Origin of the sequence: Herbaspirillum lusitanum P6-12 (assembly GCF_000256565.1) — a bacterium.
GTDB classification, from domain to species: domain Bacteria; phylum Pseudomonadota; class Gammaproteobacteria; order Burkholderiales; family Burkholderiaceae_D; genus Herbaspirillum; species Herbaspirillum lusitanum.
On the sequence record NZ_AJHH01000644.1, the window covers coordinates 1 to 13658 of the forward strand.

The window sequence follows — 13658 nt, forward strand, 5'->3', positions numbered from 1 at the left end:
AAAAAAAACGCCATCCGCACAAACGGATGGCGTTTTCGTCGTTGCGCACCGGACCTATTCTTTCAGGTCCGGCAGGAACACCGTCAGCACACCGGCCAGCGGCAGCAGCGAACACAGCAGATAAACATTGGCGATGCCATACAGGTCGGCCAGATGCCCGAGCAGTGCCGCGCCGATGCCGCCGAAGCCGAACATCAGGCCGAAGAACACGCCCGAAATCAGCCCCACCTTGCCCGGCACCAGTTCCTGCGCGTACACCACGATGGCCGAGAACGCCGAGGCCAGGATGAAGCCGACGAACACGCACAGCACGCCGGTCCAGAACAGGTTGGCGTGCGGCAGCAGCAAGGCGAACGGGGCCGCCCCGAGGATGGAAAACCAGATCACGCGCTTGCGTCCGATCTTGTCGCCGATCGGTCCGCCGAAGAAGGTGCCGGCCGCCACCGCGCCGAGGAACAGGAACAGCAGGATCTGCGAGTCGCCGACGGTCAGATGGAATCGGTCGATCAGGTAGAAGGTAAAGTAACTGGTGAAACCAGCCATGTAAAAGTATTTGGAAAACACCAGCAAGGCCAGCACCAGCAAGGCCTTTTTGACGGTGCCGGAAGAGAGGTGATGATGCACCGTCGCACGCGCCTTTTTTGCACCGGCGGCCAGATGATGGCGATACCAATTGCTCACGCGCGACAGCACCACGATTGCCACCACCGCGAAGATGCAGAACCACGCGATATTGGGTTGACCGAACGGCACCACGATCGCCGCCGCCAATAAAGGACCCAGGGCCGATCCGGCATTGCCGCCGACCTGGAAAGTCGACTGCGCAAAACCGAAGCGGCCACCCGAAGCCATGCGCGCGATACGCGAAGCTTCCGGATGGAAGGTCGACGAACCGACGCCGATCAGCCCCGCCGCCAGCAGGAACCAGCCGAAGCTGCCGGCCATCGACAGCAGGACGATGCCCAGCAGCGTGAACAGCGCGCCGCACGGCAGCAGCAAAGGCTTGGGATGCTTGTCGGTATACATCCCGATCCAGGGCTGTATCAGCGAGGCCGTGACCTGGAAGGTCAGCGTGATCAGGCCGACCTGGGTGAAGCTCAGTCCATAGTTTTGCTTGAGCATCGGATAGATGGACGGCAACAGCGCCTGGATCAGGTCGTTGATCAGGTGGGCGAAGCCGACGGCGAGCACGATGCGCAGCACCAATGGTGAACTGCCTGCTTGTGTGGCCGCCGGTGCGCTTGCAGCGGGCGCATCGGACAACACGGCGGGAGAGGAGGTCTGGATGGTCATGGCGATAAAAATGAAATGGCAGGAATGATGGAACGATAGGCGAATGGTATATTGACACTTAAAAATCAGAATGACATTTTCTGCCGATTAAGTGACACTCCATTTTTCATCGTGATCAACATCGTCCACTCCAGCCCCGAAGCCGCCCAGCTGCAACACTTGCCGCATGCGGTAGTCGCCTTCAGCCGCGACTTCGATCACGACCAATTGCTCGCCAAGCACTCGCATCCGCGCGGCCAGTTGCTGTACGCGGCCGAAGGCGTCATGCAGGTGCGCACCGCGCACGGCCTCTGGGTCATCCCGCCGCAGCGTGCGCTGTGGGTGCCGTGCAGCCTGGCGCATGAAATCCGCATGCTCAGCGCGGTGCGCCTGCGCACGCTCTACATCCGCCCGCACGAATCTGAACTGATCGGCGCCGAGTGCCGCCTGCTGGAAGTCACCCCACTGCTGCGCGAACTGATCCTGGCGCTGCTGAAGGAAGAATCGGATTCCGAATCCGGCTACGACCTGCGCGGCCGGCGGCCACCTGGCGCAACTGATCCTGTCGGAAATCGACGGCGCCGCCGCCATCCCCGTGGTGATTCCGTGGCCGTCCGACCGGCGCGTGGTGGCGGTGTGCGAAGCCATCCTCGCCGATCCCGGCAACGCCAACTCGCTGGCGCACTGGGCGGAATTCGTGGGCGCCAGTCCGCGCACACTGATCCGCCTGTTCCCGAAAGAGACCGGCCTGCACTTCCGCCATTGGGTGCAACAAGTCCACATCACCGATGCGCTGCTGCGGCTGTCGCAGGGCGAAGCCGTCGAACGCATTGCCGAACGGCTCGGTTACAAAAGCGCCAGCGCCTTCACCAGCATGTTCCGCAGCGTGCTCGGCAAGACCCCGAGCCAGTACGGCGGCCTGGCTCGCCGGCATATCGCCGCTGACAGCATGTTGCAACGCGCCAAAAAAATCGAATGAGAATGCCCGGCAAGCCCGCCATCACGATCGGTTATCACGCGATGAATTAGTTTCATTGGACAGTGCACGGGGCCGGGCGTAGTGTCGCCTTCCAACCGGTAGCTCGTATTGAAAGAGAACCGGCGACAAAACAAGAACCATAAAAGCCGGCGGACGTACTCAGGGCAGCAGCTTCGGGACGTCACGCTTCAGGCGGAGACAACACAGGATTTTTCACGCGCGAAAGACTTCCCCGCCGGCGACGCATTGCGTCAGTCGCGAAGGCTCCCTTGCGCCCGCAGTTTCCTGTGACCGCATTTCCGGATTGACTTCGTTTTTTCAGCAGAGCGGTAGTAAAACAAACAACAATTCTTACATCAGGAGATTGCATGCACACCTTCAAAGCCAGCATCAAATACGCCGCCGCGGCCGTCCTCGGCCTGCTCTTCCTGACCCAGTCGGCCAGCGCCGACACGCTCAATGACATCCGCCAGCGCAAGAAGATCGTCATCGCCATCGATCTCGGCTCGCCGCCGTTCGGCATGACCGACGACAAGCTTCAACCTTACGGCTCAGACGTCAGCGCCGCCAAGATGCTGGCCAAGGACCTCGGCGTCGAGATGGAAATCATCCAGGTCACCGGCCCCAACCGCGTGCCTTTCCTGCTGACCAACAAGGCCGATATCGTGATCGCGTCGTTCAGCATCACGCCGGAGCGCGCCAAGGTGATCAACTTCAGCGTCCCCTACAGCGCGTCGGAATCGGTGGTCGGCGCAGAAAAGACCATGCAGATCAAGAGTCTGGCCGACCTGGCCGGCAAACGCGTCGGCGTGGTGCGCGGCAACCTGCAGGACACGCTGCTGACGCCGATCGTCCCCAAGGGTACGACGCTGGTGCGCTACGACGATGACTCCACCAACGCTGCGGCGCTGCTGTCGGGCCAGGTCGACGCCATCGGCACCGCCAAGGAGCTGGTGACCACCACGGCGCGCAAGAACCCGGGCCGCAACATCGAAACCAAGTTCTCGGTCAAGGTCGTGCCGCACGGCATTGGCGTGCGCAAGGAAGACACCGCGCTGCTGGCCTGGATCAACAACTGGGTGGTCGCCAACATGAAGAACGGCAACCTGGCGAAGTCGTATGAAGCGGCGGCCGGCGCACCGCTGCCCGACCTGTCGCAATACATGCCGAAGTGAGTCAATAAGCCTTGATTCAACAAGCTCGTTCGGCGTCGGCGCAGCTGTTGCAGAAACAGTCGCGCCGGCTTTTTTCACTTTTCACGAAAGCATTTCACCAGTCATGAAAAATATCGGATTCATAGGCGTCGGCATGATGGGCCAGGGCATGGCGCACAACCTCGTCATCAAGGGTTTCAACGTCACCGTGATGGGCAACCGCAATCGCAAGCCGGTGGAAGAACTGGTCGCCGAAGGCGCACGCGAAGCCTCCAGCCTGCAAGACCTGGTGGCCAACGTCAACGCCATCATCCTGTGCGTCACCGGTTCGCCGCAGGTCGAGGACCTGATCTTCCGCGCCGGCGGCATCCTGGAAAACTGCCGCAGCGGCCAGATCCTGATCGACTGCTCCACCAGCGAGCCGATGTCGAGCGCGCGCATCGCCGCGCAACTGGCGACCAAGGGCGTCAGCTTCGTCGATGCGCCGCTGGCGCGTACGCCGGTCGAAGCCATGCAGGGCCGTCTCAACACCATGGTCGGCGCCGATGACGCCACCTTCGCCAAGGTCAAGCCCATCCTCGAAGCCTTCTGCGAAAACATCTTCCACATCGGCGGCACCACCAGCGCGCAAAAGCTCAAGCTGCTCAACAACTTCATCGCGATCGGCACTGCCACGCTGGCGACCGAAGCGCTGGCGATGTGCGACGCCGTCGGCGTAGATCAGCGCAAGTTCTTCGACGTGATCAGCAAGGGCGGCGCCAACAGCGGCATCTTCCAGATGATCGCCGGCGGCATCCTCGAAGGCCGTTCGGACGGCATGAAGTTCAGCATCGCCAACGCCGGCAAGGACCTGAGCTACTACAACAACATGACGGCGGCTTTCGCCAATCCGTCCATGATCGGCCCGCATGTTGCCGCGACCTTGCAGCAGAGCGCGAAGGAAGGCTACGGCGAACAGATGCTGGGGGCGATGGTGCAGGCGCATAAAGAACGCCTGGCGAAGAAGTAACGGCAGCGCCGCAGGCATTTGGTGCCGGGTATCGATATCCGGACGCCTGCGGCGCATCTTGTTTCGGTTATCGGGTCGTCGGCAGATCGCGAGCACGCGGCGGCGGCTTCGTCGATCGTCCGGCCGGTCCTTACCAGGCGCGGACTTCCACCTCGGTCACAGCACGCTCACTTTTGATCTTTACCCTGGCGAAAGTGAAATACCACTTTCTTCTTTTGAACGGTGACGGCAACTGAGTTAAATTCAGTTGCGCTCCACCGGTACAAATTCCTCGATCAGCACATTCGCCGGGAAACCCACCGTAAAGGTGCTGCCCTTGTCCGGCACCGATTCCACGCCAAGGGTGGCGCGATGGCGCAGCAAGACATGGCGCACGATGGCCAGGCCCAGGCCGGTGCCTTGCGTCTCGCGTGAGCGGCTCTTGTCGACGCGGTAGAAGCGCTCGGTCAGGCGCGAGATGTGTTCCTGGCTGATGCCGATGCCGTTGTCCCTGACGACGAATTGCGCGCCGCCGCCCGCCTTGCGCTCCCAGTACAACTTGATGATGCCGTCTTGCGGCGTATAGCGCACCGCATTCGAAACCAGGTTGCTGAAGGCGCTGCGCAGTTCGTCGACGTTGCCCTGCAGATCGGGGCCGTCGGCTTCCAGCGTGATCTGGTGCTTGCCTGACGACAGCGCCTTGGCTTCTTCCAGAATGCCTTCCAGCAGCGGACGCACGTGCACGCGTTCCGAACGCAATGGATAGTCGACCGACTCCAGCCGCGTCAGCGTCAGCATGTCGCCGATCAGGTTCTGCATGCGCTGCCCCTGCTCGGTCATGAGCTTGAGATGCGCGGTGCGCACGTCGGTGTCGAGGTTCGGTTGCGCCAGCGCGATTTCGAGGAAGCCGTTGATCACCGTCAGCGGCGTGCGCAATTCATGCGAGGCGTTGGCGATGAAGTCGCGGCGCATCATGTCGATGCGCTCCGATTCGGTGGCGTCGTGGGTGACCAGGATCTGGCGGCGGTTTTCGAATGGGATGATCTGCACGATCAGCTTACGCTCCTGCACGCTCAGGGTCAGCGGCTGCTCATAGCGGCCGAGAATGATGTAATCGATGAAGGCAGGATTGCGGATCAGGTTGGTGACGCGCATGCCCTTGTCGCGCTCGAGCTGCAAACCCAGGTGTTGCTGCGCCGCCGGATTGCACCATTCGAGGAACAGCACGTCGTCCATGATCACCACGCCATCCGGCAGCAGGCTCATGGCCTGGCGGAAACGCGCCAGCCATTCGGCCAGTTCGATCTGGTTTTTTTCGTCGTCGCGACGCATGCGGTACAGGCGCGCAAAAATATCGGTCCAGGCGCCCCAGCCGTCCGGCAGCTTGGCGTGGCTGGGATTGTCGAGCCAGCTGCCGAGGCGGAACAGGTAATGCAATTGGGTAAACGCCAGCGCGCCCATGCCGGCCAGGGCGACGATCAGCCCGGCGGTGGCGCCGAAGAAAAACCAGACGACGCAGACGCCAATCAGGCAGATCAGGAAGCGCAAGGCCGCCGGAACCCAGAACAGCAGTTGTGGACTCATGTGATGCTCGTTAGTTTCAGGACTGGAACAGTCGTCCAGTATAGAGGTCTTTCGGAATTCCAGGCGCCTCGCGCGTCTCCCGGGCTTCGTTGCTTTTGTTATTTTGCCGACAGCATGTAGCCGACGCTGCGCACCGTCTTGATCAGGTGCTCGGCGTCGCGCAACGCTTTCCGCAGGCGCAGGACGTGGACGTCGACGGTGCGTTCTTCGATGACGACATGGTCGCCCCAGACGCGGTCCAGCAACTGGCTGCGTGAAAACACGCGGTCAGGATGCGCCATGAAGAACTTCAGCAACTTGTATTCGGCGTGGCCGATGTCGATCTTGTCGCCGCTGAGCGCCACCGAGCAGCTGGCCGGATCAAGCGTGACCGGACCGACCGTCATTTCTTCCTGGGCGAACTCCGGGCTCTTGCGGCGCAGCAGCGCCTTGATGCGCGCCGTCAGTTCGCGCGGCGAAAACGGCTTGGTGATGTAGTCGTCGGCGCCGTTGTCGAGGCCGGCGATCTTGTCTTCTTCCATGCTCTTGGCGGTGAGCATGATGACCGAGAGCTGCTGCAGCTGGCGGTCGGCGCGGATGCGCGAGAGCAGGTGCAGGCCGCTGCGGTCCGGCAACATCCAGTCCAGCAGCACCAATTGCGGCGCGCGATGCTGGACGAAGTCCCAGGCCGCCGCCGCATTGGAGACGACGAAGCTGGACCAGCCTGCCTCCTTGAGCGTGAAGGCAATCAGCTCGGCAATCGAAGGCTCGTCTTCAACGATCAGGATGGTAGTCATGGAGTTGCGCTATCTGAATGGTTCAAGGAAAACGCCGGTTCAATCTTCTTCGGTCACGGAAATCTGCGCCGAACCGAAATCGGTATGACGAATATCCTTGCCGCCGACAACGTAGATCACGTATTCGCCGATGTTCTTGGCGTGGTCGCCGATGCGCTCGATGGCCTTGGCCACCCACAGCGTGTCGATCGAGGCCGAGATGGTGCGCGGATCTTCCATCATGAAGGTCGCCAGGCTGCGCGTGATCGAACGGAAGCCGTGGTCGATGCTGGCATCCTGGGCGATCAGTGCGGTCGCCTGTTCGGTATCGAGACGTGCAAAGGAATCGAGTGCGCTGCGCAGCATTTCCGACGCTTCTTCGGCGATGACGCGCACGGTTTCATAATGATTGATCGGGCCGACGCCGCGCTTGTGCAGGTGGATCGCATTGCGGGCGATTTTGGTGGCTTCGTCGCCGACGCGTTCCAGGTCGGTGATGATCTTGATGGTCGCCATCACGGTGCGCAGGTCGTTGGCGGTCGGCTGGCGACGCACGATCAGGTGGCTGCAGGCATCGTCGAGTTCGACTTCCAGGCGATTGACTGACTCGTCGTCCTTCATCACGCGTGCGGCCAGCTCAAGATTGCCGTTACGGAAAGCCGAAATCGCATCCTGGAACTGACGCTCCACCATGCCGCCCATGGCCAGCACTTTGGAACGAATGGTTTCCAGATCGGCATCGTATTGCTTGGAAGAGTGATCGCCTGTCATGTCACGTCCTTAAAAATAGAAAATATTTGTTGATGACCCGCTGGCCTCAAGAGGTGCGGCAGAAGCGTAGCGAGCAGCGCCGAGGTCTGAGTGAGAAGCGCAGCCGTACAGGAGTACGGCGAGCATCGCCACTCGGAGATCGGTGCGCGCAGTAGCTTATGCGGTGCCCTTAACCAAAACGGCCTGTTATGTAGTCTTGGGTTTCCTTGCGTGCCGGATTCATGAAAATCTGGTCGGTCTCGCCAAACTCCATCAACTCGCCCAGGTACATGTAGGCGGTGTAATCCGAGCAGCGCGCCGCTTGCTGCATGTTGTGCGTGACGATCGCGATGGTGTAGTCCTTCTTCAGCTCGCCGATCAGTTCTTCCACCTTGGCGGTCGAGATCGGATCCAGCGCCGAAGTCGGTTCGTCCAGCAGCAACACTTCCGGCTTGACCGCGACGCCGCGGGCGATGCACAGGCGTTGTTGCTGACCACCCGACAGGGACAGGCCGCTCTTGTTCAGCTTGTCCTTGACTTCACCCCACAGCGCCGCCTTGTTCAGGGCCCATTCGACGCGCTCGTCCATTTCGCCCTTGGGCAGGTTTTCGTACAGGCGGATGCCGAAGGCGATGTTGTCGTAGACCGACATCGGGAATGGCGTCGGCTTCTGGAACACCATGCCGACCTTGGCGCGCAACATGTTCAGATCCTGGCCGGATTCAAGGATGTTGTTGCCGGCGTACATGATCTTGCCTTCGGCGCGTTGACCCGGGTACAGGTCGTACATGCGGTTGAAGGTGCGCAGCAGGGTCGACTTGCCGCAGCCCGACGGGCCGATGAAGGCGGTGACCTTGCCTTCGAAGATATTGAGATTGATGTTCTTGAGGCCCTGGAAACCGCCGTAGTAGAAATTCAGCTGCGAAATTTCAATGGTCGATTTCTTGTCTGCTGTTGCGGATGTTTGCGTAGTCATAGTATTCACTTGTCGATTCGCTTATCGGTTGTCCGGTATCAATTAACCAGGGACGCGTTGGCTGAACATGGTGCGGGACAGAATATTCAGTGCGAGCACGCTGACGGTGATCAGCAAGGCGCCACCCCATGCAAGTGCTACCCAGTTGTCGTAAGGACTCATGGCGAACTGGTTGATCACCACCGGCAGGTTGGCGATCGGCCTGTTCATGTTGGTACTGAAGAACTGGTTGTTGAGCGCGGTGAACAGCAACGGCGCCGTTTCACCCGAGATACGCGCCACCGCCAGCAGCACGCCGGTCACGACGCCGGCCTTGACGGCGCGCAGGCGCACCATCATTGCCACTTTCCAGCGCGGTGCGCCGAGCGAGAAGGCTGCTTCGCGCAGGCTGCTCGGCACCAGTTTCAACATGTTGTCGGTCGTACGCACTATCACCGGGATCGCAATCAGCGAGATCGCGAAGGTGCCGGCCCAGCCGGAGAAGTGGCCGACGTTGGCGACATAGATCGCGTAGACGAACAAACCGATGACAATCGACGGCGCCGACAGCATGATGTCGGTCACGAAACGCGTGGTCTGCGCGAGCTTGCTCTCTTCGCCGTATTCAGCCAGATAGATGCCCGCCAGGATGCCGATCGGTGTGCTGATCAGGGTACCGAGGCCGACCATCATCAGGCTGCCGATGATAGGGTTGAGCAGACCGCCGCCGTCGCCGCCCGGCGATGGCGTGTTTTGCGTGAGCATGCCGATGTTGAGTGCGCCGAAGCCCTTGATCAGCAGCGTCAGCAGGATCCAGGCCAGCACGATCAGGCCGGCGGCCATCGCCAGGAACGAGAACAGCATGCCGATGCGATGTTGCAGCAGGCGGCGGCGATAGACCGGATTCAAGGGCGAGTTCAGCGGAATGGCGGTCTCGTTTTTGTTCGAGCCGGCTTGCGGAGTGACTTGTTGGTTCATTATTTGGCGCCTTCCTTGCGTGTCATACCCATCAACATCACCTTCGCCACGGCCAGCACGATGAAAGTGATCACGAACAGGATCAGACCGAGTGCGAACAGCGACGATACGTGCAGCGTCGACGATGCTTCAGCGATTTCATTGGCGAGCGTGGAGGCGATGCTGTTGCCGGCGGCGAACAGCGACCACGAGAGGCGGTGCGAATTGCCGATCACGAAGGTGACCGCCATGGTTTCGCCAAGCGCCCGACCGAGACCCAGCATGACGCCGCCGACCACACCGGTCTTGGTGTAAGGCAGCACCACCTTGCGCACCACTTCCCAGCGCGTACAGCCGAGGCCGTAAGCGGATTCCTTGAGCACGGCAGGCACCACCTCGAACACGTCGCGCATCACCGAAGCGATGAACGGAATGATCATGACCGACAGGATCAGGCCGGCGGTCAGGATGCCGATGCCCATGGTCGGGCCCTGGAACAAGGTGCCGATCACCGGCAGTTGGCCGATGGTGGCTTTCAGGGCCGGCTGGACGTATTCGGCGAACAGCGGCGCGAACACGAACAAGCCCCACATGCCGTAGATGATGCTGGGCACGCCGGCCAGCAGCTCGACTGCCGTGCCGAGCGGACGACGCAGGCGGCTCGGGCAGATTTCAGTGAGGAAAAGGGCAATGCCGAAGCTGACCGGGAACGCGATCAGCAGCGCGATCAGCGATGTCGTCAGCGTGCCGACGATGGCGATCGCAGCGCCGTATTGGTCATTGACCGGGTCCCACTCGACGCGTGTGATGAAGCCGGGGCCGAACTCATGGAAAGCCGGCCAGGCGCCGATGAAGAGGGAAACGATAATCCCGCCGAGCATCACCAGTACCGACAAGGCGAAGATCAGCGTGACTTTATGAAAGAGGAAATCTTGAATGCGCTGCTTGCGCATGGTCGCCAACAACGCGGCGTGCGCGTGCTGAGCTTGTTGCATGGCGCTATCTGCGGGAGGCTTACCTAAATCGGTGTTCGACATGGTCGTGGCAGAGATGTTTGAGCTCATTATTTTCACCATTTGGTGCGGATTGCAGCGATGGTGAACGCCGCCGCAATCCGCTATACATCATTCAATGCACTACCGAAAAACAAGTTCTGACTGACTGGATCTTGCGATCCCTGATTACCAGATTGCCTTGCCGGCGCTGTCCTTGACATTGACTTTCCAGGAATCTTCAACCAGCTTGATGACTGCGGCCGGCAGCGGCACGTAGTCCAGATCGGCTGCAGCTGTGCCGCCGTTCTTGTAAGCCCAGTCGAAGAACTTCAGGACTTCCTTGCCCTTGGCGCCGTCGGCAGCTTGTGCCTTGTGCAACAGGATGAAAGTCGCGCTGCTGATAGGCCAGCTGTTCTTGCCGGCGGCATCGGTGAAGTCAACTGCGAAACCTGGAGTCTTGGCCCAGTCGGCAGCAGCAGTCGCTGCCTTGAATGTTGCGTCGTCAGGCGACACGAAGGTGCCGTCCTTGTTCTTCAGCTGGGTGTAGTTCAGCTTGTTCTTCTTCACGTAAGCGTATTCGACGTAGCCGATTGCGCCCTTGACCTTTTGCACGTTGGCGGCGACGCCTTCGTTACCCTTGCCGCCCACGCCGACCGGCCACTTGACTGCAGTGCCTGCGCCGATCTTCGACTTGAAGTCTGCGTTGGCCTTCGACAGGTAGCTGGTGAACACGAACGAGGTGCCCGAACCGTCGGAACGGTAGACCACGGTGATGTCTTCCGCCGGCAGCTTGACGCCTGCGTTCAGGGCGGCGATTTCAGGAGCGTTCCACTTGGTGATCTTGCCCGAGTAGATATCGCCCAGCACTTGACCGGACAGCTTGACCTGGCCTGGAGTCGTGCCGTCGAGGTTGATGACCGGCACGACGCCGCCGACCACTGCCGGGAATTGCGTCAGGCCGTCAGCCTCGAGCTCGGCTTGCGACAGCGGGGCATCGGATGCGCCGAAGTCAACGGTCTTGGCCTTGATTTGCTTGATGCCGCCGCCGGAACCGATGGATTGGTAGTTCAGGCTGTTGCCGGTAGCCGCCTTGTACGATTCCGCCCATTTGGCGTAGATCGGATACGGGAACGATGCGCCTGCGCCGGTGATTTCTGCTGCGTGCACTGCCGCGGAAAACGCGACCGTACCGCATACTGCTACCGCAACAGATTTAAGAATGTGATTGAACCCCATGTCTTGCTCCTTTGTTTGACGAGATAGTTTGTCGAAGAACCCATTCATGCAGTGCCGCCTTACCTGTACCGTCCGACGGCATTCATGAAGAAACTTGCGGAACTGATGGAATGCGTTCCTGGGACGGGGTGAACTTTAACCAGCAAATGTGACGAGTTTATGACCCGCCCTTGTCATGAAAGGAAAAGAAGGCGTTGCTTGATCGACAACAAGGAAGACACCGCGCAAGCGGGGTTAGAATCAGGACTTACGAGACAATTTCCTGGTGGAAATGCAGATGCGGACGGACACGGCATTTGTGACAAAGCCCCCGGGGCTTGTCATTAACTTGTCATACAGCCACCCTACACTGCGAAAAATTGCTATGGACACCAATGGGATCGGCGCATGACCAGAAAAGAAAAACCGGACGATAACGCACACACGGAAATCAATCCGACCGCCATTTACCTCAACCGCGAACTGTCCCAACTGGCGTTCAACCGCCGGGTGCTGGCACAAGCCGAGAACAAGCAGATTCCCTTGCTCGAGCGTCTGCGCTATCTGTGCATCTGCAGCAGCAACCTCGACGAATTCTTTGAAGTGCGCATCGCCAGCCTGCTGGCTAATCGTATTGAAGGCGAACACATCGATCCGCCCGAACTGAGCGCGGCGCTGGAACGCACCAGTATCGAATGCCACCAGATCGTGGCGCGCCAGTATGAGTTGCTGAACAAGGACATCCTGCCGCAGCTGGCCAACAAGGGCGTCCGCCTGTTGCGCCATGAAGACCGCAACGATGCCCAGCGCGCCTGGGTCAGGCAGTACTTCGAACATAACGTGCGGCCGCTGCTGACGCCGATCGGCCTCGATCCGGCCCATCCGTTCCCGCAGGTGTTGAACAAGAGTCTGAACTTCATCATCGAACTGTCCGGCAAGGATGCCTTCGGCCGCGGCACGGCGATCGCTATCGTCAAGGCGCCGCGCGTTCTGCCGCGCGTGATCCGCCTTCCTGACGAACTGTCGGACAAGAAAGGCGTGTCGTTCTGCCTGTTGTCCTCGGTGATCCATGCGCATATCGGCGAATTGTTTACCGGCCGCGAGATTACCGCCTATTCGCAGTTCCGCGTCACGCGCAACAGCGACCTGTGGGTCGACGAGGAAGAAGTCAAGAACCTGCGGCAGGCTCTGCAGACCGAATTGCAGAGCCGCCAGTTCGGCGTCGGCGTGCGTCTCGAGGTCGCCAGCAATTGCCCGGAACACCTCGCGCAATTCCTGCTCGAGCAGTTCTCGATCGAGCGCAATCGCCTGTATGCCGTCAAGGGGCCGGTGAACCTGGTGCGCCTGTCGGAACTGGTCGACCTGGTGTCGGAGCCGGCGCTGCGCTTCCCGCCGTTTGCGCAGACGCTGCCGCCGCATTTGCAGAATGAGAATATTTTCGCCGTGCTGAAGAAGCGCGACGTGCTGCTGCATCATCCGTTCCAGTCGTTCCAGCCGGTGGTGGATTTCATCCGCACGGCGGCACAAGACCCCAACGTGATGGCGATCAAGCAAACGATTTACCGCACCGGCATGAATTCCGACCTGATGGAGGCGCTGATCCATGCCGCCCAGCGCGGCAAGGAAGTCACCGTCATCGTGGAGCTGATGGCGCGCTTCGACGAAGAAGCCAACATCAACTGGGCGGTCAAGCTGGAACAAGCGGGCGCGCAAGTCGTCTACGGCGTGGTCGGCCTCAAGACCCACGCCAAGATTGCGCTGGTGATCCGCCGTGAAGACAACGCCCTGCACTTCTACGCCCACCTCGGCACCGGCAACTATCACCCGACCACGACCAAGTTCTATACCGACTTCGGCCTGCTGACCTCGCACCGCGAACTGACCGCCGAGGTCAACGAAGTGTTCATCCACCTGACCACGCTGACCAAGCCGCGCACCCTCAATCATTTGTGGCTGGCGCCGTTTTCGCTGCAAAAGGAAATCATCCGCGCCATCCGCAACGAAGCGCAGATCGCGCGCGGCGTGGCCGGTGTAGTTGAACAGCCGGACAGCAG

General features: G+C 60.4%; 12 protein-coding genes and 1 pseudogene. 5 read left to right on the forward strand and 8 right to left on the reverse strand.

The features are described 5' to 3' along the window. Positions 1 to 54: 54 nt before the first annotated feature. Positions 55 to 1293, reverse strand: a complete 1239-nt coding sequence (locus HLUSI_RS0121245) for an MFS transporter (protein WP_029363855.1) — start codon at positions 1291 to 1293, stop codon at positions 55 to 57. A gap of 111 nt (positions 1294 to 1404) precedes the next feature. On the opposite strand from HLUSI_RS0121245, the pseudogene HLUSI_RS34420 reads away from it, so the two are divergent. The 4 genes and pseudogenes from HLUSI_RS34420 to HLUSI_RS0121260 all read left to right on the forward strand — a co-directional run. Continuing rightward, positions 1405 to 1713: pseudogene (locus HLUSI_RS34420) on the forward strand (AraC family ligand binding domain-containing protein); the annotation flags it as partial. A gap of 154 nt (positions 1714 to 1867) precedes the next feature. Further along, positions 1868 to 2251, forward strand: coding sequence for a helix-turn-helix domain-containing protein (locus HLUSI_RS34425; protein WP_016835869.1), 384 nt, complete (start codon positions 1868 to 1870; stop codon positions 2249 to 2251). Positions 2252 to 2619: 368 nt separating this feature from the next. Next, positions 2620 to 3426, forward strand: a complete 807-nt coding sequence (locus HLUSI_RS0121255) for a transporter substrate-binding domain-containing protein (protein WP_016835870.1) — start codon at positions 2620 to 2622, stop codon at positions 3424 to 3426. A 103-nt stretch (positions 3427 to 3529) separates the two neighbouring features. Next, a complete protein-coding gene (locus HLUSI_RS0121260) occupies positions 3530 to 4414 on the forward strand; it encodes an NAD(P)-dependent oxidoreductase (RefSeq protein WP_016835871.1) in 885 nt (294 codons plus the stop codon). A 243-nt stretch (positions 4415 to 4657) separates the two neighbouring features. Here the strand turns inward: HLUSI_RS0121260 and phoR are convergent, their stop codons facing one another. The 7 genes from phoR to pstS all read right to left on the reverse strand — a co-directional run bounded on the left by phoR (position 4658) and on the right by pstS (position 11625). Next, on the reverse strand, positions 4658 to 5977 hold the full coding sequence (phoR, locus tag HLUSI_RS0121265; protein ID WP_016835872.1) for a phosphate regulon sensor histidine kinase PhoR: 1320 nt from the start codon (positions 5975 to 5977) through the stop codon (positions 4658 to 4660). Between the two features lie 98 nt (positions 5978 to 6075). Beyond that, positions 6076 to 6753 (reverse strand): response regulator, encoded by a 678-nt coding sequence (locus HLUSI_RS0121270; RefSeq protein ID WP_016835873.1) that lies wholly within the window; start codon positions 6751 to 6753, stop codon positions 6076 to 6078. A 39-nt stretch (positions 6754 to 6792) separates the two neighbouring features. Then, positions 6793 to 7503, reverse strand: a complete 711-nt coding sequence (phoU, locus tag HLUSI_RS0121275) for a phosphate signaling complex protein PhoU (RefSeq protein WP_016835874.1) — start codon at positions 7501 to 7503, stop codon at positions 6793 to 6795. 169 nt (positions 7504 to 7672) lie between these two features. After that, positions 7673 to 8458, reverse strand: a complete 786-nt coding sequence (pstB, locus tag HLUSI_RS0121280) for a phosphate ABC transporter ATP-binding protein PstB (protein WP_016835875.1) — start codon at positions 8456 to 8458, stop codon at positions 7673 to 7675. Positions 8459 to 8500: 42 nt separating this feature from the next. Next, complete coding sequence (gene pstA / locus HLUSI_RS0121285; RefSeq protein ID WP_016835876.1) at positions 8501 to 9415, reverse strand: phosphate ABC transporter permease PstA; 915 nt, start codon at positions 9413 to 9415, stop codon at positions 8501 to 8503. Beyond that, positions 9415 to 10389, reverse strand: coding sequence for a phosphate ABC transporter permease subunit PstC (pstC, locus tag HLUSI_RS0121290; protein WP_016835877.1), 975 nt, complete (start codon positions 10387 to 10389; stop codon positions 9415 to 9417). Before pstC ends, pstA begins: the two co-directional genes overlap by 1 nt. A gap of 186 nt (positions 10390 to 10575) precedes the next feature. Continuing rightward, positions 10576 to 11625: a phosphate ABC transporter substrate-binding protein PstS gene (pstS, locus tag HLUSI_RS0121295; RefSeq protein WP_029363857.1), complete on the reverse strand. Its 1050-nt coding sequence runs from the start codon at positions 11623 to 11625 to the stop codon at positions 10576 to 10578. A gap of 387 nt (positions 11626 to 12012) precedes the next feature. Here pstS and ppk1 point away from each other — a divergent pair. Next, positions 12013 to 13658 (forward strand): polyphosphate kinase 1 (gene ppk1 / locus HLUSI_RS0121300; protein ID WP_016835879.1); only part of this gene is annotated, 1646 nt, incomplete at its 3' end.